Origin of the sequence: Streptococcus infantis (assembly GCF_019929665.1) — a bacterium.
Classification (GTDB): Bacteria; Bacillota; Bacilli; order Lactobacillales; family Streptococcaceae; genus Streptococcus; species Streptococcus infantis_H.
Genome location: NZ_JAHZPZ010000002.1, coordinates 240,244 through 265,857 on the forward strand (window position 1 = coordinate 240,244; position 25,614 = coordinate 265,857).

The following is a 25,614-nucleotide window of genomic DNA, read 5'->3' on the forward strand; positions in this document are numbered from 1 at the left end:
CGCCCTTTTTATCCGATTAATTTAGTAACCCAAAGCTGTTTAATAAAATTAGTTGTGAATGGAATGCTTTGGATGATATGTCTAGCTACAAAGCTATTTTCAAGTGAATTTTGAACAATTTGTAATGGCACAGTCGCGAGAATCGTTAGCATCATCTGGAGGACAAACAAGGTCACACCGATTGATAGCACACCCGCACCGATACGATAGTATTTCCCATCAAGTATCTTACTTGGTACTAGGTTTAGAAAAAGACCAAGCAAACGGCCAATGCAGTAAAAAATCGTAAAGGCTAAGAGGAAGCCGACACCTGCATAAAAAACCTTATCTAATTGGAAAAGTTGATTGGATGGAAAAAAGAAAGTTCCCTGTCCTTCCTGGGGATTGGCATAAGGGATTAATAAATTGAACTTCTGCCCTAAAGCTAGGTAATATTTGCTTGCAAAATAAGCAGAGACAATCGTTGCTACAAGATAATATGCTTGCAAAATAATTCCTCTGCGGTAGCCAATATAAAAGCTCCAAGCAAGGATTAATAAGAGTAGAATGGAAATCATAGGGAATCCTCAATCTTACTCTGCTCTTGTTTAGCCGCAACCACTTTATAACGGAGCGATTCTAACTCTTGCTCCTTATCATCAAATTCAATCTCACGGCTGAGCTGTGTTGACAAGCAGTTAACTGCTAAGAGAATAGCTACTGTCTCATCATCAGCTCCAGGCATTTGTTCTTTGATTGCTTCATACTTTTCCGTCGCAACTTTAGCAATCTCCTCCATGAAAAGATTGTCATGTTCAGTTGTCAGCGTTAATGTTTTTTTCCCAAATGTAAACTTGAATCGATTTAAATTTGCCATAAAATTCACCTCAAGATATTATACCAAATTTCACTTAGTTTGTCAGTTTTTACCAATTCTAGCGCTTTTATGGTACAATAGAGACTATGGCAAGTATCACATTAACTCCGAGTGAAAAGGAAATTCATGCTTTTGTTCAAAAGCATGAACATGCACTCACTCCTAGTAAAAATCCCTATATTCGCTACTTTTTAAAACTTCCGCAAGCTAGTGTTTCCGTCTATACATCTGGGAAAGTCCTCTTGCAAGGAGAAGCCGCTGAAAGCTATGCTAGCTTTTTTGGTTATCAAGTAGCACAAGTAGTTAGCGGGCAAAATTTCCCCTTGATTGGAACAGATGAGGTTGGAAATGGTTCTTACTTCGGTGGTCTGGCTGTAGTTGCGTCATTTGTAACTCCTGATCAGCATGACTTTTTACGAAAACTCGGGGTTGGAGATTCTAAAACACTAACTGACCAAAAGATTCGTCAGCTTGCTACCCTTCTTAAGGAGAAGATTCAGCATCAAGCACTCCTTCTTTCGCCAAGTAAGTATAACGAAGTCATCGGTGAGCGCTACAACGCTGTTTCTGTCAAGGTAGCTCTTCACAATCAAGCAATCTTTCTCCTCCTTCAAAAGGGAGTTGAGCCTGAAAAAATTGTTATTGACGCCTTTACCAGCTCACAAAATTATGAAAATTATCTAAAAAATGAAGCCAATCATTTTCCTAATCCAGTCTCGCTAGAAGAAAAAGCTGAGGGCAAGTACTTGGCTGTTGCAGTTAGCTCCATCATTGCGCGTGATCTCTTCCTAGAAAATCTTGAAAACCTAGGACGAGAGCTAGGCTATCAACTTCCAAGTGGTGCTGGAGCTGCTTCTGACAAGGTAGCTAGCCAAATCCTTCAAGCATATGGAATGAAAGGGCTCGGCTTCTGTGCAAAGCTGCATTTTAAAAACACAGAAAAAGCTAAGCAACTTCTAGAAAGGTAAAAGTATGAATTATTTTAAAATATTTTTAAAAGAGTGGGGAATTTTCTTCCTGATTATTGCATTAATAGGTCTCAGCCGTCTCTTTCTCTGGAGTAATGTTCGTGTAGAAGGACACTCTATGGACCCTACTCTAGCTGATGGAGAAATTCTCTTCGTTGTCAAACATCTCCCTATCGATCGCTTTGATATAGTTGTCGCTCATGAGGATGAAGGGAATAAAGATATCGTGAAGCGAGTCATCGGATTGCCAGGTGATACCATCCGTTATGAAAATGATAAGCTCTACATCAACAATCAAGAAACCGATGAGCCTTACCTAGCAGATTATCTCAAACGCTTTAAAGAGGATAAACTCCAATCAACCTATACCGGAGATAGCTGGGATGGGAAAAAAGGCGAGTACTTCAGAAGTCTTGCTGAAAAAGCTGATGCCTTTACCTTAGATGTTAACTTCAATACTAGCTTCACCTTCACTGTTCCAGAGGGACAATACCTCCTACTTGGTGATGACCGTCTGGTATCTAGTGACAGTCGACATGTTGGTACTTTTAAAGCAAAAGATATCATTGGAGAGGCAAAATTCCGTTTCTGGCCACTCAAACGTATCGGAACATTTTAAGAACACTAAGAGGCCGAGAAATATAAATCTCACCCTCTTCTCATTCTATTCTGAATGATAGATTTCATTCAGGAATGTAAAGGAATTATATGGAAGTCTATTTTACAGGTACGATTGAACGTATTATTTTTGAAAATGTCAGCAACTTTTACCGTATTCTCCTTTTAGATATAGAGGATACCAATGCTGAGGACTTTGATGATTTCGAAATCATTGTTACAGGGACCATGGCTGATGTCATCGAGGGAGAAGAATACACTTTCTGGGGGCAGATTGTCCAACACTCCAAATACGGAGAACAACTGCAGATTTCCCGTTACGAAAGAGCAAAACCAACTAGTAAAGGATTGGTCAAATATTTCTCTAGTAGTCATTTCAAAGGGATTGGTCTCAAAACTGCCCAAAAGATTGTGGAACTCTATGGGGAAAATACTATCGATGAAATCCTGGAACATCCTGAAAAACTTGAAACTATCTCAGGGCTGTCTTCTAAAAGTCGTGAGGCTTTTGTATCTACACTCCGTCTCAACTACGGTACAGAAATGGTCTTGGCCAAGCTTGCCAACTACGGAATCCCTAATAAATTAGCTATTCAAATTCAGGATACCTACAAAGAGGAAACCATCGATATCGTTGAGAACTATCCTTACCAGTTGGTAGAAGATATCAAGGGTTTGGGTTTTACCATCGCTGACCAATTGGCACAAGAATTGGGCATTGAAAGCCAGGCGCCTGAACGTTTCCGAGCAGGACTCATTCATAGCCTTTTAAACGCTTGTATGGAAAGTGGGGATACTTATGTTGAAGCTAGAGACTTATTAGAAAAGACTCTAAATCTACTGGAATCCTCACGTCCTGTAGAACTGGAACCAAGTCAACTTGCTCAAGAATTGTCCAATCTCATCGAAGAAGAAAAAGTCCAACAAGTTGACACCAAAATCTTTGATAACAGTCTCTTTTTTGCAGAAGAAGGGATTCACAATCACCTCATTCGTATCCTTGAAAAAGAAGAAACCGATAAACAAGAAACAGAAATCATCCAGGAGCAGATCGCAATTGTTGAGGAAGAATTAGGCATCCAATACGATGCCATTCAAAAACAGGCAATCTGCGATGCTATCCAAAACAAGGTCTTTATCCTGACCGGCGGACCTGGTACTGGAAAAACCACTGTTATCAATGGGATTATTGCCATCTATGCTCTATTAGAAGGACTGGACCTTCGAAAGAAAAGTAATCTACCGATTATCCTTGCTGCTCCAACTGGTCGTGCGGCTCGTCGCATGAATGAACTAACAGGCTTGCCGAGTGCAACCATTCACCGCCACTTGGGTATGACTGGTGACGACGACACTAGCCATTTGGAGGATTATCTAGATGCTGACTTTATCATCGTAGACGAGTTCTCTATGGTAGATACTTGGCTAGCCAATCAACTCTTCTCAAATATCTCCTCTACTAGTAAAATTCTCATCGTTGGAGATAGTGATCAGTTGCCATCGGTTAGCCCAGGTCAAGTTCTGGCTGACTTACTCCAGATTCCAAGTATTCCGCAAACACGCTTGGAAAGAATTTATCGTCAGAGCGAAGAATCAACCATTGTCACTCTTGCGAGTCAGATTCGTCAGGGAATTTTACCTGCAGATTTCACTCAGAAAAAAGCAGACCGTTCCTACTTTGAAATCGCTAGTAACCAGATCCCAGCGACCATTGAAAAAATCCTAGACGCTGCCATCAGAAGTGGCATCCCTGCACGAGACATCCAAGTTCTAGCTCCTATGTATCGTGGAGCAGCAGGAATCGATGCCATCAATCAACTCATGCAAGAACTGCTCAATCCTCTTCAAAAGGGACAGATTAGTTTTGAAGCAAGTCAGTTTCAGTATCGTAGCGGAGATAAGGTCATTCATTTGGTTAACGATGCAGAAGTCAATGTTTTTAACGGAGACCTAGGCTACATCACGGACCTCATTCCTGGAAAATACACTGAATCTAAACAAGATGAAATGATGATTGATTTTGATGGGAACGAAGTTATCTATCCACGCAACGAATGGTACAAGATTCGTCTTGCCTACGCCATGAGTATCCATAAATCTCAAGGTAGTGAATTCCCAGTTGTGTTTCTTCCCATCACCAGTGCTAGCAAGCGTATGCTGGAGCGTAATCTTATCTACACTGCTATTACTCGGGCTAAAAGCAAACTCATTCTACTCGGTGAACTTCAAGCCTTTGATTATGCGACTAAACATATCGGAACAGCTCGAAAAACCTATCTGATTGAACGTTTCAGCGACTTAACTGAAAGCTCTGAGGAACTAAATGAGCCAATTCTTGAAACAGAAAACCAGATTAATCCACATCAACCTTACATCCTAACTGAAGATAACTGGATTAGTATCCCAGCCATGATTGGGATTAGCCAAGATGACCTTGATGAGTTTTTCGGAAAATAAAGCACAAAAAAACCACCGAATCCGGTGGTTTTTTATCTTTTCAGATTATTTTACAGTTGCAGTGCTTGTGATCAATTCAACAGCTTTCTTGATTGTGATATCATGTTTCAACATGTCTGCTGAAAGCAAGCTTTGTACTTGGGCAACTTCCATGTTGTAATCTGCAGCCAATTGCTCGATTTCTTTTTGAATTTCATCTTCAGAAGCGTCAAATCCTTCAGCTTTCGCAACTGCTTCGATAACAAGGTTAGTCTTAGTGCGTGACTCAGCTTCGGCTTCGTATTGTTTGTGAAGGTCTTCTTGAGTTGTTCCAGTGATTTGGAAGTACATATCAGGGTTGATCCCTTGACGTTGCAAGTTTCCAAGGAACTCATTTACTGAGCGGTGAACTTCTTCGTGGATCATTTCTTCTGGAAGTTCTACGATTTCAGCGTTTTCAACTGCTTTATCGATTGCTGCACCTTCAACGGCTTCAGTGTATGCTTCTTCTTTAGCAGCAGCTAATTCTTTGCGGTATTTTTCTTTCAATTCGTCAAGAGTTTCAACTTCTTCGTCGATATCTTTTGCAAGTTCATCGTCAAGAGCTGGAACTTCTTTAGCTTTAACTTCGTGGATAGTTGTTACGAATTTAGCTTCTTTACCTGCAAGGTCTTCTGCTTGGTAGTCTTCTGGGAATGTTACGATAACGTCAACAGTTTCACCAGCTGAATGTCCAACCAATTGGTCTTCGAAACCAGGGATGAATTGACCTGAACCAAGTCCAAGTGAGAAGTTTTCACCTTTTCCGCCGTCAAATTCAACACCGTCGATAGAACCAACAAAGTCGATAACAACAGTGTCGCCATTTTCAGCAGCACCTTCTTTGATCACCAATTCAGCCAAGTTGTTGCGTTCACGTTCGATACGTGCATCTACATCAGCGTCAGTTACTTCTTTATCTACATCAACTGATACTTCAAGGTTTTTGTATTCACCCAATTTTACTTCAGGTTTTGTAACAACTTCAGCAGTGATAACCCAATCTTGACCTTTTTCCATAGAGGTTACGTCAATTTTTGGTTGTGCAACGACTTCAAGACCAGCTTCTTTAACAGCTGCTTCATAAGCGTCAGGTAAAAGAGCGTTCATTGCATCTTGGTAAAGTGCTTCTTCACCAAATTTTTGGTCGAAGATAGGACGTGGAAGGTGACCTTTACGGAAACCTGGAACGTTAAGAGTTTTCTTTACTGAGTTAAATACACGGTCCAATTCTGGTTTGATTTGGTCTTGAGAGATAGTGAAAGTCAAGACACCACGGTTTGTTTCTTTGTTTTCAAATGATACAGACATTCTGTCATTTCTCCTTAAAATTTTTAATACAGTCCATTATACCACATAGTAGCGAACTTTTTCAAGTAATGGATGCGCTTTTCGTCCATGCTTCAGTTACATCCTATGTCCCCTAAAATTCATCAGAACCCACCAGATGGTGTTGAAAAGCATAAACAGCTGCCTGGGTACGATCACTAACTTCAAGTTTGGCTAGGATATTGGAGACATGGGTCTTGACTGTCTTAAGGGAGATAAAGAGCTCATCTGCAATGCGCTGATTTTCATAGCCCTTGGCAATCAGTTGAAGGACATCGCGTTCTCGCGCAGTTAATTCTTCGTGCAGTTCGACGTGATTACGGTTATATTCTACCTTCTTGCTGACCTCTTGTTCAATTGCAAATTCACCGGCTGCTACCTTACGAACTGCGTGTAGCAACTCATCTGCGCTCGAAGTTTTGAGCATATAACCCTTAGCTCCAGCATTCAAGACCGGCATAATTTTTTCATTATCCAGGTAAGATGTTACAATCAAGATTTTAGCCTCCGGCCATTCTTTGAGAATAGCTAGAGTTGCATCAATTCCGTTGACTTCAGGCATGACAATATCCATGACAATCACATCTGGACGAAGCTCCAAGGCCATGGAAATCCCTTCGGCTCCATTAGTTGCTTCTCCAACAACCTCTACATCATCTTGTAGTTCAAAATAACTTTTTAATCCAAGACGCACCATTTGGTGGTCATCTACTAATAATAATTTCATTTTATTTCCTTTTGTTAGTCAATCAAGCAAGGGGATCCGAATATCCACTGCCAAACCCTGCTTGGGTGCTGTTAATAGTTGTATGCTCCCTGCCATATCTTCCACTCGTTCTTTGATATTGCGCAGTCCATAGCTCAGTTCATCAACATCATCTAGCTGAAAACCGCGGCCGTTGTCTACTACCTTTAACTGCAAGCCTGTTTCCGTTTGATAAAGATAAACATCTAGACAAGAAGCTTGGGCATGACGGAGAGTATTACTAATCAATTCTTGGACGATACGAAAGACATGTTCCTCAATCTTTTTAGGCAATTCGTCTACCTGATATTTAAAACTGACTTTGAGTTCACTTTTTTCTTCCAATTCTTTGAGAAGCAACTGAATTCCCTCAACCAGACTCTTTTGTTCCAGTTCAATAGGACGCAAATGCAAGAGTAGAATACGCAAATCTCTTTGGGCTGTCTCCAAAATAGCTGTTACACTCTGGAGTTGTGTCTGCATCTTCTCTTTGTCTAATCTGGAAGCTTGTTGACTGAGTCCTGATAAAATCATATGGGCAGCAAAAATTTCTTGGCTAACCGTATCATGCAAGTCACGCGCGATTCGCTTGCGCTCCTTTTCAATAATCACTTCTTCCTTGATCAAGGCTTGATTGTCCGCTTTTTGAATGGCTTCTGTCAATAAACCAATCTTGCCTGATAGGTTTCTAAAACTTGCGTCTAAATCAGCATCTCCAAGGCTTTTAATATCTTTACCAGCTAGCAGACGTTTAAGATTTGCTTGGATTCTTCTTCTTGAAATTTCATCAACCATTGTCCAAAACAAGACCAATAAAAAGGCTAGAGCAAGACTAAACATCAAAGCTAGAAATAGGACTTTTTCTGTCTTTTCAAAATCTTGGAAAAGAGAAGTCCATTCCAAATCTAAGATCTTAAAAATGCTTCGAAATAGAAAAGCAACAAAGAGAAATGAGGTGAGACCAATTAAAATATAGGGTTGCTTTTTCATCCTCTCACCACCTCAACATCTCCAACCATAGTTGTCAAAAGAATCTTAACGCTCTTTGGACTCTTGAGATAATCTCTGGTTTCTTGATGAAATTGCTCATTACGCAAAGCACGTTTAGGCTGGTCAAAAAAGGTTAAATCTCCGTACAGAGAATTGACACTTAGGCTGACTTCAACATCCACTGGTACGATAATTCTAGTCGTACCAACCAGTTTTCTCAAGATGATGACATTATCATGATTGCTCAAAATCACGTGCTCTAGATGAATGGTATCCTTCCCCATAAGGCGAAAGAGATTGATATCATCAAAACGACAAGTCTGATAACTTGAAAAATGGTGGAGATTTCCAAACCAGCGATTTTTCTCCCTCTTTACCGTCACTACTTCCTCAAAAACCAGATTGGTATCTTCTCTTTCCTGGTTCATCATAGGGTAAAGCAGGAAGAGACTATAAATCAAGGCCACAAAGATGGCTAAAATGACAAAGGGATTGAGCATGATGATAAAGAAAAATAGGATGCTCACCGCTACTAAAATGAAGTTATTCCCCTGTCTACCAGTATAATATCGAATCAGCAGTAAAAACAAGAGCAATATCAGTAGAAAACGGGAAAAATGCTCTGATACCATCATAATCAGAGCTCCTGTTAATAAACAAGCTTCAATAAATAGAAAAATTTGAAATTTTCGCATGTATCCGTCCTCTCCATTTAATTGTATCACAAATCCCAAAAGTCACATCAGTCTGAGGAATGATAAAGAGGTCGGGACTAAAATCCCGACCTCCTTCTTTACATTTGGTCTTTTGCTTCTTTTAATTTTCCATATAGGAGATAGTCGACCTCTTGCAAATCTTCAATTCTTTTACAATTAAGAGCACACATAATCAAGCGTAGGTCTTCCTTCCAGCTTTCAACAATGGAAATAACGACATCAACAGAGTAATTTTCAACCAGCTCTAACATAGTGCGTGATAGACCAACTGCCTTGGCTCCAAACACCAAGCATTTGATGATATCTAGTGGATTGCGAACTCCTCCACTCACCAAAAGTTCCATCTTGTCTTTCCAGTCTTGGGCATTCAGAAGAGCTTGCATGGTCGATTGACCCCAGTCATTTAGGTAGTCACGCTGTCCACTGCGACGGTTTTCGATATAGGCAAAGCTCGTTCCTCCACGACCAGACAAATCAACGGTACGTATTCCCATCTCATAAGCCTTAGCAATAGTTTTCACATCCATACCAAAGCCGACTTCTTTTAAAACAAGTGGCACAGAGATTTGCTCAGCATAATCTTTCAGATTATGCTGCCATAATCTAAATTGACGTTCACCCTCTGGCATGAGCAATTCCTGCATGACATTAACATGAACTTGTAAGAGAAGGGGATTCATCTCTTTCTCTGTTTGTAATCCTAGTTCTACAGGTTTGTCTAAGCCAATATTGGTTCCAAGAAGAAGGTCAGGACGATTTGACTTCACGGCAAAAGAATCATCTGATGGATCCTTGAGTGCGGCACTGTAGGATCCTGTCACAAATAAAATCCCACAGGTTTCAGCCACCTGGGCTAATTTTTGATTGATTTCTTTACCCTTTTCACTCCCACCTGTCATGGCATTGATATAAAAAGGAAAGTCCCACTTTCGACCTGCAAATTCTGTCGAAAGATCAATTTCATCTAAGTCATATAAGGGTAGCGAGGAGTGAATCAACTCCACTTCATCAAAACTATTATAAGTACTGTTTTGTTCAAGGGCATAGCGGATGTGTTCATCCTTCCGATTTATCGTCATGTCCTATCCTTTCTTGGTATAAGAGCTCAATCCCCAGATCAGCCCAGCGTTTTTTCAGTAATGTGGTCGAATCTTGGTCAAAGCTAAGTGCAATCCCACAGTCTCCACCACCAGCACCACTACTCTTAGCAACGGCTTTCAAGTCTCGGCTGGCATTTTTTAGTTGTCTGAGCGAAGGTGTGTAAATATCTGAACTCAAGCCTTCTAAAAGTTGGCTGGCTTGTTCCAGCAAGTCAATAATGGTTTCTTCTTGACCTACCTCCAAAGCCTTTACCAAGTTAGCTACTGTTTCTTTTGAAGCCTGTAAAAAGCTAGAGTTCATATTATCCTTTATTTGCTTGACCATATGACTTGATACAGCCACTTCCTTGGTCCAACCAACCAGAAAATCAAATTTCAAAGCTAGTTCAACACTCCTAATAGAAAAGCCCCAGTCACGTGCTAATACAGCTTGCAAGTCTTCTTTTTCTAGCCAATCTGCCACTTTCTCGCGGTCAAATGACTGATAGAGGACGAGGTCTTCTGATACGATACAGGCAATGTCCCCCATGGAGCCATTGTCTCCACGTTTAAGAAGTACAGCACTCGCCAATTTAAATAAGAGTTCTCTATCAGCTAATCTTTCATAGAAGGCAAGCATGGCCTTGATAACCAAGACAACTACACTACCACTAGAACCCAGGCCAAATTTCTTCCCCTCGCGTTCCATTTTCCCACGAATGTCTAAAGAAAAAGGCTGCAGTTCAACTCCTTGGGCAGTTAGATACTCCTCCACCAAGGCAACTGTTTCTTGAATCAAGGCATAAGAAGAATCTGGTCGCATGTCCACACTATAGGTAAACATATCTGAGTAGAGTCTATAATCATCAGAGGCTTTAATCTCAGCCATCATATAGATGGGAATAGCCTTGATTAGCGCTAATTGACCTGGCTCTAAAATGGCATACTCCCCAGCCCAATAGAGCTTCCCACAAGTTTTAACAATCGTCATCTTGGCTCAAATCCTTTGTCTTTGATACGATCAAGCGATAGCGTTGGCCTAAGATTTCTGATAAGTGTTCCAAGTCCTCTTCCAAGCAAAGAACCTTGACATTCGGGCCCGCATCCATGGTAAAGTAGCAAGATTCTCCTTGTTCTCTAAGCTGACGAACAAAATCCATAGCCTCATAACTAGCATCTGTCAGATAAGAGAATGATGGGGTGGCTGTTTTTGTCGTAGCATGCATAGCCAAGGAGTTCTTCTCTGTCAATTCTCCAACTTTCTTAAAGTCATTTTCCTTGAGGTAGACCAACATATCCTTGTAGTCCTGTTCAGATTGACGAATCCACTCATCAAAAGTCGTAGAAGTTTCGACACAGAGCTTCATACCATCTCGACTGGAAATTGGTTTTTTCTGGTCTTCCAACACCAACATAATCATAGCGAGTTTCAAGTCAGTATCAACTGGATAAATCTCTCCACTATCCTTGTCCCAGGCTGCCAAGGGACCATAAAAACTACGAGATGAAGAACCCGATGCAAACTTAGCTTCCAAGGCCAATTCTCTGCGATTCAGCCCAAGTTGGAAATAGGCGTTACAAGCTTTGACCAAGGCAGATAAACCACTGGAACTTGAAGAAAGGCCTGCTGCTGTTGGCATATTGTTCTTAGTATCGATACGAACAAAACCTGCTCCTTCAGGACGGTAGCGGTCAATGATTTTACTCATCTTGGCATGCTCAGCTTCGTTTTGCAACTGACCATTGATGTAAAAAGCATCCGCCTTTGCATCTACTGGTAAAGGAGAAAGTGTCGTCTCCGTATACATATTTTCCAAAGTCAGAGAGATACTGCTAGTCGCAGGAACCATCTCTTTTTCTGCTTTCTTTCCCCAATATTTAATAATAGCAATATTGGCATAGGAACGTACTGTTACAGGCTTTCGATCCATGTCTGAACAGCTCCTTTCTCTTCTAATCTTTCAGCTAAATCTTGAGCTTGGTGATAGTCGGCTACTAAGGCTATGATACAGCCACCTAAACCACCACCACTCATCTTAGCACCTAAAGCTCCATGGTGAAGAGCAGTTTCCACCAAGGTATCAGCCTCAAGGCTACTAACTCCTATTTCTTTTAGATTTCCATGTGCTTTTGTTAAAATCTCTCCCAGCATCACGGCATCTCTTGCCTTTATTGCTTCTTCTGCTTGCTGGGTCAACTCTCCAAGTGCATACAAGAAAGGTAAAGCTTCCTTACCCTTGCTCTCTACAACTTGAATAGCTTCACGAGTGTGTCCATAGACTCCTGTATCTGCAATGACCAGATAAGCCGACAAGTCCATAGCTAGTTCTTCAAAACCAACATTCTTGAGAAAACGAATAGGTTGGTCACTAAGACAGGTCTTAGCATCCAATCCGCTAGGATTCATATGGGCAATCATCTCTGCTCTATTAACCAGAATCTCTAAAACATCATGCGGAAGTTCTGCTTGGTAATAATCAAATACCGCGCGAATAGCCGCAATGCTAATGGCTGCTGAGGACCCCATCCCCCGTTTTTCAGGAATAGCCGAGTCAATTTGGCAACGGATGTAAGCATCTTTGATATTCAGATACTCTAGGGAAGCATAAACTGCCATGGACAAGGTATCCTCTTCAAAAAGGCGCCATGGTGTCGTTGCCGGCACCACCCGACAAGTCACCTCTACCTCTAAAAGCGGTAAAGAGATGGCTGGATAGCCGTAAACGACTGCATGCTCTCCTATTAAAATAATTTTACTATGTGCCTGACCGACACCAACTTCTTTTGTCATTTAATCCTACTATCAGACGAAAAGCGTCTGTTTCTAGATAAAATTTTAGAACTTTATTCCTTTCTATTTTATTATATTTTCACAAAAAAAGCGATTGTTTCCTTCACAATCGCTTGTTTTCATTACTGTACCCATTCACCATTATAGTTGACGTAGTAGCCATCTACTTTTGTATTTACAGCTAAGGCACCTGAACTATAGGCATAGTACCATTTCCCATTAACTTGGAACCAACCTGTCTTCATATCGCCATTGCTTGCATTGAGATAGTACCAAGTTGAGCCATCTTGAAGCCAACCTGTCGCCATAGCTCCTGATGAACGGAGGTAGTACCAATAGCCATTGATAGAAGCCCAACCTGTCTTCATATCCCCATTTTCAGCATCAAGATAATACCAAGTGGAACCTTCTTGGTACCAGCCAGTTGCCATAGCTCCTGATGAACGAAGATAGTACCACTTGTTACCAAGGTATTGCCAACCAGTTTGCAATGCAGCGGTTGTTGGATCTAGATAGTACCAAGTTGAGTTATCATTGGTCCAGCCACGCACTAGCTCCCCAACCGTTAAACTGTCGATACGAGCATCGAAGCTACCATCCTCCTGTAAATAATACCAGTGTCCCTCATCACGAACCCAACCAGTCTTTAAAGTGTGATAACTTCGTTGGTCTTTAAAATAATAGACTCGTTTCTCTGCTGGACTATCATATTGTTCCCCATGATGTTTGTTGGTATTTGTAGCAGTTTTTGCTTCTAAAACTTGCTTACCAACAAATTCTTGTAGTACCCCATCTTGACCAAAGTAAAACCAATCTGGTCTAAAAGCAACATCTTGCCTTGGACCAGAGCCAATCGTAACTCCTTTGTGTGGAGCAGGTATATATTGCCAGCCGACAACCATCTCTCCAGATAAAGGATCAAAATAATAGTACTTACCATCAATCACTCGCCAGTAGGTTTCTTTGAGTTCGCCTTTCTTGTAGTAGGTTCTACCATTTTCTTGGACAAATTGCCAGCCTTCTGAATCAGCATCATCCGCCAATACTACACTTGTCGCTAGCAAACCGAAGAAGAAGACTGCTAGTCCAACTTGCATCATTTTTTTCAAAAATTTCATTCTTTTATCCTCCAAAATGATTGTAGCAAAGACTGAACTATATGTCAATATATAATAATTTCAAAAAAAGCAGTTACACAAGGTAACTGCTTTTTTATTCTTGCATAGTGTAACCCACACCACGCACGGTTTTAATGTAGCTCTTTTGACCTTTTACGTCAAGTTTGCTACGTAGATAACGGATATAAACATCCACGATATTGGTTTCGGTCGCACTTTCATACTTCCAAACACTTTCCAGCAACTGCTCTCGAGTTAAAACTTTCTTGCTTCCCATAAGGGTAGCCAAAAGGTCATATTCACGACGTGTGAGGGCAATCATTTCCTCACCACGATAGACAGTATGATGTTCTACGTCCATACGCAGATTGCGATAGGATGTCGGAACCTTCATTTGACTACAGTGTTGGTCGATAAAATCCCGACCTCGGAAAATTGCTGCAATACGAGCCACCAAATCATCAATAATGACTGGCTTGTATATATATGAAACAGCGAAACGCTGGATTGTTTCAAGTTGGTCTTGCAATTCTTCTCGATGGTCCAAGACTATAATAACCGAAGCTGGCTTAGTCCGACTCAACTGTTCTGCAAAACCCTGGGCTGTCATATCCCCTAGATGAGCATTCAGTAAAATCAAGTCATAGTCAGTCTGAAGAGCCATGGAGAGGGCTTTTTGACCCTCTTCTACCTGATCAACTCGGTATTGCTCTTTTTGGAGTTCCAGACTTAAAAAATGAGCTAGATTTCTTTCTTTCTCAAGTAATAAAATCCGTTTCCCCATGGCTGACCTACTTATTTTTCGTCATACCAAGAGTAGTGGAATGTTCCTTCTTTGTCTTTACGTTGGTATGTGTGGGCACCAAAGTAATCACGTTGTGCTTGGATCAAGTTTGCTGGAAGGTCAGCTGAACGGTAGCTATCAAAGTAAGTGATGGCAGCTGAGAAGGTTGGTACTGGTACACCTGCTTGAACAGCAAGAGCTACGATATCACGAACTGATTGTTGGTACTTAGCTGTTACATCCAAGAAGTACTCATCCAAAAGAAGGTTAGCAAGGTCTGCATCACGGTTGTAAGCATCTGTAATCTTTTGCAAGAAACGAGAACGGATGATACATCCATCGCGCCAGATAGATGCGATATCTGCAAATGGCAAGTTCCAGTTATTTTCTTTAGAAGCTACACGCAATTGCGCAAAACCTTGTGCGTAAGAGATGATTTTTGAGAAGTAAAGGGCTTGGCGGATCTTTTCGATCAACTCAGCCTTGTCTCCTTCAAATTTGAAAGCAGCTGGTTTTGGAAGCACCTTGCTAGCATGAACACGTTCTTCTTTGTAAGTAGAGATGTAGCGCGCAAATACTGACTCAGTAATCAGTGACAATGGCACACCAAGGTCAAGAGCTGATTGGCTAGTCCATTTACCAGTTCCTTTGTTTCCTGCAGCATCAAGGATATAGTCAACGATTGGACCATCTTGACCTTCGTCGTCTTCGCGTCCAAGGATATCCGCAGTGATTTCGATCAAGTAACTATCTAATTCGCCTTTGTTCCACTCAGTAAAGATTTCAGCCATATCTTGAGCTGAAAGGCCAAGCAAGTGTTGCATCAAGTCATAGCTTTCTGCAATCAATTGCATATCACCGTACTCGATACCATTGTGGACCATTTTCACATAGTGACCAGCTCCATCAGGACCGATGTAAGTCACACATGGTTTACCATCTTCTGGTGCTTTTGCAGAGATCTCTTCAAGAACATCTGCTACCAATTCATAAGCTTCTTTTTGTCCACCAGGCATGATAGAAGGACCTTCAAGGGCACCTTTTTCACCACCAGAAACACCTGTACCAATGAAGTTGATACCAGAGTTCGCCAATTCTTCGTTACGACGGATAGTATCTTTGTAGAACGTGTTTCCTCCGTCAATCAAGATATCGCCTTTATCCAAGTGTGGAAGAAGGGCTTGAATGGTTGCGTCTGTACCAGGTCCTGCTTGAACCATGAGCATGATACGACGTGGTTTTTCAATTGAGTTTACGAAGCTTTCAATATCATAGCTTGGCACAAAGTTCTTTTCAGGATGGCAAGCAACAACATCTTCTGTTTTTTCTTTACTACGGTTATAGATAGCAACTGTGTATCCACGAGATTCAATATTAAGGGCAAGGTTACGACCCATTACGGCCATACCAACAACACCAAAGTTTGCTTTTGTCATGTGACACTCCTCTTATTTAATATGTTTTATTTTATCACGTTTATCTGTGAAAAGAAAGAATTTTATAACAATTTGACTAGTAGTCTAAATCATCCGCATGGCCAGAACCATTTCCAACAAAGTATCCTGTCTTACAGTTTAGAGTGAAGAGATAAGTTCCATCTGGTTTGTAAAGATTGTAATATCCATTTCCATTCACAATATTTACACGTTCTAAGATATATTGGTTTCCAGTGATATATCCACGCGCACGGGATGTCTCAAGGATTTGTTCAAGAACACCATCTGCAAAGGTCCAGGCAGGATTACTACTATCGTTTACAGCAGATTGATTATACGGCACTCGGCTAGCGCTTCTTTGCAAATTAACACCTTCGCTTGACAAGCCACTATTAGCAGATGCCGCAGTATCACTTGTTGAAGTAGATGGACTGCTTTCTGTTGTTGGGCTTGACGCTTCCTGGCTCGCGGCTGTTGTCGCAGCTGTTGTTGTGGCCGTTGTTGTACTTGCTAGTTGGCTCTTACCAAGGCTGATTGCTTTATCTAGAAGTTTGTCAATTTCAGTATTACCAGTCTTGATATCTGTAAATTTAGCATCCGCTTTGATTTTTGCATTTGTATCCAAGACACCATCTGTAATAGCTGGAGTTTCAAATTGAGAGTTCACTTCTTGGATAGCCTTTATTTGAGTTTCTAGACTATCATATTTTGATTTGGCCAGAGTATGTTCTCTCGCTCCTTCAAGTTTATCTAGAAGTTCCTTCAATTGATTCAGTTGACTAAACTGGCTATTTTTAAGAGCTGTTTTGTTTTCATCAGTATAAAACGTGTCGTAGAGCGTATTGAATTGTTCATAGACTGACTGATTGCTTACCAAACCTGAATCCGCCGCCTTCGTTTGAATCTCTTGAGAAGAACGCGTAATCTGACGATAAACGTAATAACCACCTCCAAAAATTAAGAGGAAACCTAAAATAATAGCTGACAAAATTGCCCATTTCTTTTTATTTTGTGGTTTATCATCTGCTTGAGCAGAACGAGACAAGGGTTGAAGTTGTTCTTCATTTTTCTCATCAACTACTGACACTTGAGAAGAATCGACTTGAGCCTTTTCAACAGCTTCCAATTCATCCTTAAAAGGTTGCTCGAGAACTCTCGTTTCCTCTTCTTCGGATTCTTGGGCAACGATTTCAGTTGTATCTGTGGCTACTACAAGAGCAATCGCTTCCTTTTCCGGACTTAACACATTTTCTTGTTCAGTAGTTTCTATCACTTCTTGGATCATATCATCCAAGCTTTGAGTAGACTCCTCTTTTTTCGTTTGTAAATTTTCAAATTTGTCTGCTTCGATTTCTTCACGGTGTTGCTTGATATATTTATCTAAGATGGTATCATCTGGAGTCACACCTGCTTCAACCTCTTCGTTCTTGCGAATAGCCTGACCAACCGTTAAATCTTTAGCCTCTTCAAATTCAAATTTAGATTCTTGCTCATCCTTGTGATGGCTATCGCGTCTTTTCTTACTCATTTGCATTCCTTTCCACTTTGACATCTTGTCTTTTCACTCGTTGACCAAAATATTGATATAAATCAACTTTCAAAGTACCATTATAGAGTTTCCGTTTTTTATCAGCCTGACTACCATATTTACTTTCAAAAGCTTCATCACTGGTCAGGATAAACTTACTCCAGGTTTTGAGTGGAGCAAATACGTCTCCCATCTCTGCATAGAGCTTTGTTACTCCTGCATCATCTGATAAGCGTTCCCCATATGGTGGATTCGAAATAATAACTCCATTAATCTTATCTGTTCGCAAATCCTGCACGCGCATCTGCTTAAAGTGGATATCCTTAGAAACCCCCGCAGCCTGAGCATTTGCCTTAGCAATTTCCACCATGCGGCCATCGATATCACAGCCCATGATGTCTAGCTCAATCTCACGATTAATCTTCTTGCTAGCTTCCGTACGAATCTCCTGAATCAAACGATCACTAACCCAATTCCATTCTTCGAAAGCAAAGGAACGGCGTAAGCCTGGTGCCATATTACGAGCAATCATAGCTGCCTCAATACAGAAGGTTCCTGAACCACAGGTTGGATCAATCAAAGGTTTATCTGGATACCAGTTTGATAATTGCAGAATTGCTGCTGCCATATTCTCTTTAATAGGAGCACCACCTTTTTCAGTGCGATAACCTCGTTTGAAAAGACTAGAGCCACTTGTGTCAATCATGATAGTCGCAACATCTTTAAGAATTGAAACCTCTATTTTAAACTCTGGACCATTTTCCATCAAGGGAACGCCTTCTGGTCGAGCATAATGTTTCTGCAATTTCTTGACAACTGCCTTTTTAGAAATAGCTTGAACACTAGGTTCATTATGAAGTTTTGATTTGACACACTTAGCCTTTGAAATTGGAAAACGCGCTCCAAGTGGTAAATAGTTTTCCCAATCTAAGGCAAAAACTCCTTGAAAAAGTTCTTCAAATGTTTTTGCAGGAAAAGTCCCAACAACAATCTTAATCCTATCTGCAGCTCGTAGCCACAAATTAGTTTCAATAATTGCCTTTATATCTCCTTCAAAGCGAACGCGACCATTCTCAACTTGACAGTCATAGCCAAGTGCACGCACTTCCCGACCTACAACAGCCTCTAAGCCTGCTGCAGCAGTCGCGATTAAATTAAATGTTTGTTTCATGTCAGTCTTTAAAGACCTTTCTCTTGTTCACCTTTAAAAAATGAGGTTGAGAAAATTTCTCAGCCCCAACCTATATGCAATTTTCTATAAGCCATGTTTTGTTCCAGAAGTGACTAGGACCACTTCTTTCGATAATCATCTGTCTACCACTAACAGCTAGAAGCTGCTAGCAGTCAGAGTACTACGTTCGTTTCCGCGCACTCCATGCCCCGACCAAAATTTGGGTTGCTAGCTTGAGGGGTTTACCGCGTTCCACTCTCTCTGTTTCCAGAGAGACTTCGTCACTGTGGCACTTTCAGAGCTACTAAAACATATCCGAAAACTTAGTCTATTCACTCGCCGTAACGATTTCTCGTCCCTAGGCTTATGGTTTCGCCTAGCACAAACACTACAGGCATCACAGCCTGTGCTAGCATGGACTTTCCTCATGAAAAGATAAACTCTCCACGCGATTATCCAAAAATTGCACAACTGTATGATTCTTAGAAATCAGAATTTTCTACGATTTGTTTGCCAAATACTTCTTTTTCAAGACGATTCAAGCGTTTCAAGATATCAAAGTTAGTCATAGAAGTCGTACTTCCAAGCTCAGCAGGCTCAGACGTTACAGATACAGGTTCCACTTGAGGTTTGTTCGCCAATTGTTCTTTCAATTCTGCGACTTCCAAGCGCAATGATTTAACCAACGCTGCATAGGTTTCATAATCCTTGATAACGTCATCTAAGAATTCATCTACCTCTGCTTTACTGTATCCACGTACTTCTCTTCCGAAATCCTGCTCAAAAATATCTTTTGCTGTAAAAATAATACTTGCCATGTCTCTCTCCATTCTCAGTTACTAGTATTATTATATAAAAAAAGGCAAACAAAAAGCAAGGTCAAAGCCTCAATTTTCGGAAAAATTTTCGGCTATTTCGTTTAAATCCTCAAATGTTAATCTTTTTGTAATATAGTTGTCTTTCTTTTTCATCAGTTCGTAAAAAAATCTCAGTTTTGTTTCGTTTTCTTGATCATAAAAAAGATAGGCTCCATCTGTATTTTCAAGTAAAAAAATCTGGTAATCTCTCAATTGACCTTTATGCTCATAAGCCGGATAGGCATACTTGATAAAATCGACCTGTTTAAAATCACTCAATTTGATCTGATTTGCTTCATTCCAATTCGAGCCATGTGTTTCAAAATCAAAAATAGTCGCTAGTTGGAATCCATAGTCATCTTTCATTTCCTTGGCGACTTCTAAAACCCAATGTTCAAAACCAAGAGAACCTGTGAACACTAGCCATTGCAACCCTTCCTCAACCATTCTTTCCAAATCTCTTCGAATGGCTTTTTTGATAATTTTTAAGCGAATGTCCTTTTCATTAAACACTCCCAAATCAAAAGCTGAGTATCCCAAAACCAAGGCTGTATGCATTTTTTCACCCTTTCTGAAAACCTTTGTGGTATAATAGAGTGATGTTATTGTACCAATAAGGAGGACTATGGTCAACTATCCACATAAACTTTCATCTAAACCAAGCAAAACTTCTCTACCTCAAACTAAAAATTTCGCAAATCGAGGTATGAGCTTTGAAAAGATGATTAATGCTACCAATGACTACTATCTATCACATGGAATAGCAGTCATTCACAAAAAGCCAACCCCTGTTCAGATTGTTCGGGTCGACTACCCTCAACGGAGTCGCGCTAAAATTGTTGAAGCCTATTTTAGACAAGCTTCAACTACTGACTACTCGGGTGTTTATGAAGGATTTTACATCGATTTCGAAGCAAAGGAAACCAGACAAAAAAATGCTTTCCCGATGAAGAACTTCCATTCTCATCAGATACAGCATATGGAACAGGTTCTTGAACAAAAGGGAATTTGCTTCGTCCTAATCCATTTTTCTTCTTATCAGGAAACATATTTATTACCGGCGATTGACCTTATCCGTTTTTTTCAACAGGATATGGGGAAAAAATCAATGCCGCTTGATTATATTCGAGAGCATGGTTATGTGATTGAACAACAAGCCTTCCCTCAAATACCTTATCTCGATATCGTCAAACAACATTTACTAGGTGGTAAAACAATATGAACAAACAACTTATCTGGCGCATTGCTAAATATCTAGGAATTGGATTTTTAGCAGCCTTTATTGCTGCAATATTGATTGGTGGAAGTGTCTTCTTCTACTATGTATCTAAAGCACCAGAACTTTCTGAAAGCAAACTTGTCGCAACAACTTCAAGTAAAATTTACGACAGTAAAAACGAATTGATTGCTGACTTAGGAGCCGAGCGTCGTGTCAATGCTCAAAGCAATGAAATTCCTATTGAACTAGTCAATGCAATTGTCTCTATCGAAGATCACCGTTTTTTTAACCATAGAGGAATCGATAGCATTCGAATAGCTGGAGCTTTCCTGCGAAACTTAACTAGTAGAGGTGGCCTCCAAGGTGGTTCAACCTTGACGCAACAGTTGATAAAATTAACTTACTTTTCAACTTCTTCGTCAGACCAAACAATCTCACGTAAAGCCCAAGAAGCTTGGCTAGCTATTCAGTTAGAAAGAACTGCAACTAAACAAGAAATTTTGACATATTACATCAATAAGGTATACATGTCAAATGGTAACTATGGTATGCAAACTGCAGCTCAAAGTTACTATGGTAAAGATTTAAAAGACCTATCAATTCCACAACTTGCTCTTCTAGCCGGAATGCCACAGGCACCTAACCAATACGATCCTTATTCTCATCCAGAAGAAGCAACAGAACGTCGTAATCTAGTCCTATCAGAGATGCAAAAGCAAGGCTATCTAACAGCTGAACAATATGAAACGGCTATAAATACACCTATTACTGATGGTTTACAAAGTCTTAAAGGAAGCAACTCCTATCCTCCATACTTAGACAATTACCTCAAAGAAGTGATTGAACAAGTTGAAACAGAGACAGGCTACAACCTTTTAACTACTGGAATGGATGTCTACACTAACGTAGACCAAGACGTTCAAAAGCGTCTTTGGGATGTATACAACACAGATGAGTATGTTTATTATCCGGATGATGAACTTCAAGCAGCTTCTACTATCGTAGACGTTACAAATGGTAAAGTTATTGCTCAGCTTGGTTCAAGACACCAGTCAAGCAATGTATCCTTCGGACTCAATCAGGCCGTTGAAACCAACCGTGACTGGGGTTCTACTATGAAACCAATCACAGATTATGCACCTGCACTTGAATACGGAATTTACGACTCTACCGCAGCAATCATAAAAGATGCCCCTTATAACTATCCTGGAACAGATATTCCTGTTTATAACTGGGATAAAGCATACTATGGAAACATCACACTACAATATGCAATCCAACAATCGCGTAACGTACCTGCCGTTGAAACACTTGAAAAGGTTGGTTTAGACAAAGCCAAGACTTTCTTGAATGGTTTAGGTATTGACTATCCGGATATGCACTATGCCAACGCTATTTCAAGTAACACGACTGAGTCAAACAAAAAGTACGGAGCAAGCAGTGAGAAAATGGCTGCTGCTTACGCTGCTTTTGCTAACGGTGGTATCTACCATAAACCAATGTATATCAACAAGATTGTCTTTAGTGACGGTAGTTCAAAAGAGTACTCTGATCCTGGCTCACGTGCCATGAAAGAGACTACTGCCTATATGATGACAGAAATGATGAAAACCGTATTAACCTACGGAACTGGTCGTGGTGCCTATATGTCTTGGTTACCTCAAGCAGGTAAGACGGGGACATCTAACTATACAGATGATGAAATTGAAAATTACATTAAGAGATATGATTATGTTGCACCTGATGAAATGTTTGTAGGATATACCCGCAAATATTCAATGGCTGTTTGGACAGGTTATTCAAATCGCCTCACTCCAATCGAAGGAGATGGATTTAGAGTAGCGGCCAACATCTACCGATCAATGATGGAGTACCTTTCCGAGGATGATAACCCAGGTGATTGGACAATGCCTGAAGGTCTATATCGTAATGGTGAGTATGTTTTCAAAGTTGGCGCTCGTAGTAACTGGATCCCTCAAACAACCCAACAAGCTACTACAGAAGCTCCTACTACAACAACCGAAAATCAAACTACAGTAGCTGAAACTACTAGCCCAAATAATGGACAAAACCAAACTGTTCCAAATACAAATCAAAATCCTCAACAAAATCCAAATCCTCAAGGACAACAATAATCTTAAAAGACCTAGGAAACATCTTCCTAGGTCTTTTATTAATGAAAAAGTGGAGTTAATGACTAACTCCACCTTCTTTTATTTTACATGGTTTGCAAGATCTTCTTGCGCTTTTTTATTAGATTCTTCTTTTTCCTTCTTCCATTTATCTTGAGCTTTTTGATATTCATCAGCAGTTACTGGTTTATCTTGAAGTTCAAGGTACTTGTACAAGAGGGCTTCGCTTGTTCCCTTGTTACCTGAGTAAGCAAATGGAAGCGTGAATGGTACCATCTTAGACAACATTGGACGTCCAGTTTGAGAAGCAGTTGGAATAATCAAAGCGCTATCTGTCAACCAAGCTTGAGCTGCAGCATATTTGTCATAACGTTTTGAAACGTCAGTGTTTTCGTTTCCGGCTTCAACAACCATTTTTTCGTAGTCTTCCAAACCAACTTGTTTGGCTGCTGCATTATTTGTACCTGCATCAAATCCTAGGTAAGTCTTAGTATTTTCACCGACTGATGGTTTGATGATATCAAGGTAAGTAGATGGGTCTGCAAAGTCTGGAGTCCAACCAACGTTATCTGAAAGATCCCAATCTTCCCCAGCAGCTGACTCAGCAAAGTAAGTGACATTCTGAACTTCATCTTTTTGAAGTTGTTGGATATCAACGACTACGTTATCAGTTCCTAATGTTGCTTCAAGTGATTGTTTCAATGATTGAACACGTTGTACTTTTGTAGTACTTGTTTGGTCAACCGGCATATCCAAGTGAATTGGGAATTGAACACCTTCTGCTTGTAGAGCTGTCTTAGCTTTAGCAAATTCTGCTTTTGCTTTTTCTGGACTGTAAAGACCGTCTTGAGCATCGTCTAGGTTAACATCTTTCCACTCGTCACCATAAGTCACCAATTTTTCCTTAACTAACTCACCAAAGTTTTTACCATCTGCTTGAACAAATGTTGGTGGTACGAACAAGTTACGAAGAAGTTTTGTTGCTCCACTTTCTCCATTGATTTGAGAAGTATAAGCTGTTCTATCAATACCGAAGGCAATCGCTTGACGGAAGTCTTTGTTAAGGAGAGCTTTCTTAGTTGAAGTTTTTTGCTCATCTGTAGTCTTAGAAGTATATTTATAAGACTGACGATCAATATTGGTACCAATTAAGTAAGTTGAAGAATCTTGTGGTGTATAAACGATATTGTCTTTAAACTCTTTTTCAGTTTCAGGATAACTTGCACTTGTTGGGAATAGACGAGCCGTTGAGAAACCACCAGCCTTAAAGGTTTCTGCAGGTTTGTTTGTATCTTGACCATCCCAGAATGATAGTTTTACTTTATCAATATGAACATTGTCCTTATCCCAATAATTTGGATTCTTTTCAAATTCTACTGAAGATTTTGCTACCAATGATTTCAACAAGAAAGGACCGTTGTAAAGAATACTGCTTGGATCAGTTGCTTTGGCAAAGTCACTTCCTTTAGAAGTAAGGAATTCTTCATTGACTGGTGCAAGAATACCCATGGTTGTCTTAGAGTTCCAGAAGCTTTCTGGTTTATTCAGAGTATATTGAACAGTTTGATCATCAATTGCCTTGATTCCAACTTCTGAGAAGTCTTTTACTTCACCTTTGACATAAGCGTCAAGACCTTTAATAGATTCTTGAACAAGATAAAGGGCTTCTGACTTATTATCAGCTGCATATTTAAGACCTGTTACAAAGTCTTGAGCTTTCACAGGTGCATACTCTTCACCTTCAGAAGTGTACCACTTAGCATCTTTACGGATTGTATAAGTGTAAGTCAAACCATCTTGAGATACTGACCAGTCTTCTGCCATAGATGGCACGAAGTTCCCGTAACGGTCATTCTCCATCAAACCGTCAACAACATTACTTGTGATATTAGCAACCGCAGCCTTACCTGTTGTCAGATAGTTGAGGCTGTCTGGATCTGTTTCATAAACGTAAGAAAAAGTTTTCTCACCTTTTGCACTAGAGCCTGAACCTGAACAAGCTGCCAAAACACCTGACGCTAACAGAGTCACTCCTGCTAGGGCCATTACTTTTGAAAATTTCATAATAAACTCCTTTATGACTTTTTATACATTATAGTCCCTTTTCAGCCATGTGTCAATACAATTTTCAGAATTTTTCAAATTGATTTGAAAATATTTTCTTCCTCTATTTCTAATATGAAAATCTTTTTAGGAAAATTTCAATCATTGACATTTATCAACTATATCTTTATGATATAATGAAAGAAGAAAGTTGAAAGGAAATACCATGTCAAAAGAAGTTATTGTTGAAAGTTTTGAACTAGATCATACGATTGTAAAAGCTCCTTATGTCCGCTTGATTGGAGAAGAGACTGGACCGAAAGGAGATATCATTTCTAACTTTGATATCCGCTTGGTTCAACCAAATGAGGACTCTATCCCTACTGCTGGACTTCATACTATTGAGCACCTCTTGGCTAAGCTAATCCGTACTCGCATCGACGGTATGATCGATTGTTCACCATTTGGTTGTCGTACAGGGTTCCATATGATTATGTGGGGACGTCATTCTAGCGCTGAAATCGCAGCTGTCATTAAGGATTCATTGAAAGAAATCGCTGAGACAACAACTTGGGAAGATGTCCCAGGAACAACTATTGAATCTTGCGGAAACTACAAGGATCACAGCCTCTTTTCTGCTAAGGAATGGGCAAAATTGATTCTCCAACAAGGAATCTCAGACGATGCCTTTGAACGTCATGTCATCTAATAATAAAAAAAGAAACCAGCTTTTGAACTGGTTCCTTTTTTTATTTTCTA

24 protein-coding genes and 1 other RNA gene are annotated in these 25,614 nt (G+C 40.2%); 6 read left to right on the top strand and 19 right to left on the bottom strand.

All coding sequences use genetic code 11. The features are described from left to right. Positions 1–8: 8 nt before the first annotated feature. Positions 9–557 carry a CvpA family protein gene (locus K1I61_RS04515; protein WP_223333565.1) on the bottom strand — a complete coding sequence of 183 codons (549 nt, stop codon included), beginning with the start codon at positions 555–557 and terminating at the stop codon, positions 9–11. Continuing rightward, positions 554–856 (bottom strand): cell division protein ZapA, encoded by a 303-nt coding sequence (gene zapA / locus K1I61_RS04520; protein ID WP_004252047.1) that lies wholly within the window; start codon positions 854–856, stop codon positions 554–556. The genes K1I61_RS04515 and zapA overlap by 4 nt, the downstream gene beginning before the upstream one ends. A gap of 86 nt (positions 857–942) precedes the next feature. Between zapA and rnhC the strand changes: the two genes are divergently transcribed. The 3 genes from rnhC (at position 943) to recD2 (ending at position 4,899) form a co-directional block, all read left to right on the top strand. After that, positions 943–1,824: a ribonuclease HIII gene (gene rnhC, locus K1I61_RS04525; RefSeq protein ID WP_223333566.1), complete on the top strand. Its 882-nt coding sequence runs from the start codon at positions 943–945 to the stop codon at positions 1,822–1,824. A 4-nt stretch (positions 1,825–1,828) separates the two neighbouring features. Continuing rightward, the gene (gene lepB / locus K1I61_RS04530; protein ID WP_223333567.1) at positions 1,829–2,443 is read left to right on the top strand and encodes a signal peptidase I; all 615 of its coding nucleotides are present in this window, start codon (positions 1,829–1,831) and stop codon (positions 2,441–2,443) included. An 89-nt stretch (positions 2,444–2,532) separates the two neighbouring features. Beyond that, a complete protein-coding gene (recD2, locus tag K1I61_RS04535; RefSeq protein ID WP_223333568.1) occupies positions 2,533–4,899 on the top strand; it encodes an SF1B family DNA helicase RecD2 in 2,367 nt (788 codons plus the stop codon). A gap of 45 nt (positions 4,900–4,944) precedes the next feature. On the opposite strand, the gene tig is transcribed toward recD2, so the two are convergent. The 16 genes from tig to K1I61_RS04615 all read right to left on the bottom strand — a co-directional run bounded on the left by tig (position 4,945) and on the right by K1I61_RS04615 (position 20,019). Then, complete coding sequence (gene tig / locus K1I61_RS04540) at positions 4,945–6,228, bottom strand: trigger factor (protein ID WP_223333570.1); 1,284 nt, start codon at positions 6,226–6,228, stop codon at positions 4,945–4,947. Positions 6,229–6,340: 112 nt separating this feature from the next. Next, the gene (locus tag K1I61_RS04545) at positions 6,341–6,973 is read right to left on the bottom strand and encodes a response regulator transcription factor (RefSeq protein ID WP_006152074.1); all 633 of its coding nucleotides are present in this window, start codon (positions 6,971–6,973) and stop codon (positions 6,341–6,343) included. Positions 6,974–6,991: 18 nt separating this feature from the next. Then, positions 6,992–7,981: an envelope stress sensor histidine kinase LiaS gene (locus K1I61_RS04550; protein WP_223333572.1), complete on the bottom strand. Its 990-nt coding sequence runs from the start codon at positions 7,979–7,981 to the stop codon at positions 6,992–6,994. Beyond that, positions 7,978–8,676, bottom strand: a complete 699-nt coding sequence (gene liaF / locus K1I61_RS04555) for a cell wall-active antibiotics response protein LiaF (RefSeq protein WP_223333574.1) — start codon at positions 8,674–8,676, stop codon at positions 7,978–7,980. Before liaF ends, K1I61_RS04550 begins: the two co-directional genes overlap by 4 nt. A 98-nt stretch (positions 8,677–8,774) precedes the next feature. Next, positions 8,775–9,776 carry a type 2 isopentenyl-diphosphate Delta-isomerase gene (fni, locus tag K1I61_RS04560; RefSeq protein WP_223333576.1) on the bottom strand — a complete coding sequence of 334 codons (1,002 nt, stop codon included), beginning with the start codon at positions 9,774–9,776 and terminating at the stop codon, positions 8,775–8,777. Next, positions 9,754–10,767 carry a phosphomevalonate kinase gene (locus tag K1I61_RS04565; RefSeq protein ID WP_223333579.1) on the bottom strand — a complete coding sequence of 338 codons (1,014 nt, stop codon included), beginning with the start codon at positions 10,765–10,767 and terminating at the stop codon, positions 9,754–9,756. Before K1I61_RS04565 ends, fni begins: the two co-directional genes overlap by 23 nt. Next, the gene (gene mvaD / locus K1I61_RS04570) at positions 10,754–11,707 is read right to left on the bottom strand and encodes a diphosphomevalonate decarboxylase (protein ID WP_223333581.1); all 954 of its coding nucleotides are present in this window, start codon (positions 11,705–11,707) and stop codon (positions 10,754–10,756) included. Before mvaD ends, K1I61_RS04565 begins: the two co-directional genes overlap by 14 nt. Continuing rightward, entirely contained in the window at positions 11,689–12,567 is an 879-nt protein-coding gene (gene mvk / locus K1I61_RS04575; RefSeq protein WP_223333582.1) for a mevalonate kinase, read from the bottom strand. Before mvk ends, mvaD begins: the two co-directional genes overlap by 19 nt. A gap of 122 nt (positions 12,568–12,689) precedes the next feature. After that, the gene (cbpF, locus tag K1I61_RS04580) at positions 12,690–13,685 is read right to left on the bottom strand and encodes a choline-binding protein CbpF (protein WP_223333584.1); all 996 of its coding nucleotides are present in this window, start codon (positions 13,683–13,685) and stop codon (positions 12,690–12,692) included. A 94-nt stretch (positions 13,686–13,779) separates the two neighbouring features. Beyond that, positions 13,780–14,469 (bottom strand): response regulator transcription factor, encoded by a 690-nt coding sequence (locus tag K1I61_RS04585; protein ID WP_006147978.1) that lies wholly within the window; start codon positions 14,467–14,469, stop codon positions 13,780–13,782. A gap of 11 nt (positions 14,470–14,480) precedes the next feature. Next, complete coding sequence (gndA, locus tag K1I61_RS04590) at positions 14,481–15,905, bottom strand: NADP-dependent phosphogluconate dehydrogenase (RefSeq protein ID WP_223333586.1); 1,425 nt, start codon at positions 15,903–15,905, stop codon at positions 14,481–14,483. Positions 15,906–15,981: 76 nt separating this feature from the next. Beyond that, complete coding sequence (mapZ, locus tag K1I61_RS04595) at positions 15,982–17,433, bottom strand: cell division site-positioning protein MapZ (protein ID WP_223333846.1); 1,452 nt, start codon at positions 17,431–17,433, stop codon at positions 15,982–15,984. Continuing rightward, the gene (locus K1I61_RS04600; RefSeq protein WP_223333589.1) at positions 17,426–18,604 is read right to left on the bottom strand and encodes a THUMP domain-containing class I SAM-dependent RNA methyltransferase; all 1,179 of its coding nucleotides are present in this window, start codon (positions 18,602–18,604) and stop codon (positions 17,426–17,428) included. The genes mapZ and K1I61_RS04600 overlap by 8 nt, the downstream gene beginning before the upstream one ends. A gap of 82 nt (positions 18,605–18,686) precedes the next feature. Continuing rightward, an RNA gene (rnpB, locus tag K1I61_RS04605) (RNase P RNA component class B) lies at positions 18,687–19,068 on the bottom strand. An 18-nt stretch (positions 19,069–19,086) separates the two neighbouring features. Then, entirely contained in the window at positions 19,087–19,422 is a 336-nt protein-coding gene (gene gpsB, locus K1I61_RS04610; protein WP_006152068.1) for a cell division regulator GpsB, read from the bottom strand. A gap of 69 nt (positions 19,423–19,491) precedes the next feature. Then, a complete protein-coding gene (locus tag K1I61_RS04615; protein WP_006147973.1) occupies positions 19,492–20,019 on the bottom strand; it encodes an SLOG family protein in 528 nt (175 codons plus the stop codon). Positions 20,020–20,086: 67 nt separating this feature from the next. Between K1I61_RS04615 and recU the strand changes: the two genes are divergently transcribed. Further along, positions 20,087–20,683, top strand: coding sequence for a Holliday junction resolvase RecU (gene recU / locus K1I61_RS04620; RefSeq protein WP_223333591.1), 597 nt, complete (start codon positions 20,087–20,089; stop codon positions 20,681–20,683). Beyond that, positions 20,680–22,815, top strand: a complete 2,136-nt coding sequence (pbp1a, locus tag K1I61_RS04625) for a penicillin-binding protein PBP1A (protein WP_223333593.1) — start codon at positions 20,680–20,682, stop codon at positions 22,813–22,815. Before recU ends, pbp1a begins: the two co-directional genes overlap by 4 nt. Before the next feature lie 78 nt (positions 22,816–22,893). Here the strand turns inward: pbp1a and K1I61_RS04630 are convergent, their stop codons facing one another. Then, on the bottom strand, positions 22,894–24,876 hold the full coding sequence (locus K1I61_RS04630; protein WP_223333595.1) for a peptide ABC transporter substrate-binding protein: 1,983 nt from the start codon (positions 24,874–24,876) through the stop codon (positions 22,894–22,896). A gap of 205 nt (positions 24,877–25,081) precedes the next feature. On the opposite strand from K1I61_RS04630, the gene K1I61_RS04635 reads away from it, so the two are divergent. Then, complete coding sequence (locus K1I61_RS04635) at positions 25,082–25,564, top strand: S-ribosylhomocysteine lyase (RefSeq protein ID WP_004251981.1); 483 nt, start codon at positions 25,082–25,084, stop codon at positions 25,562–25,564. The last annotated feature ends 50 nt before the right edge of the window (positions 25,565–25,614 follow it).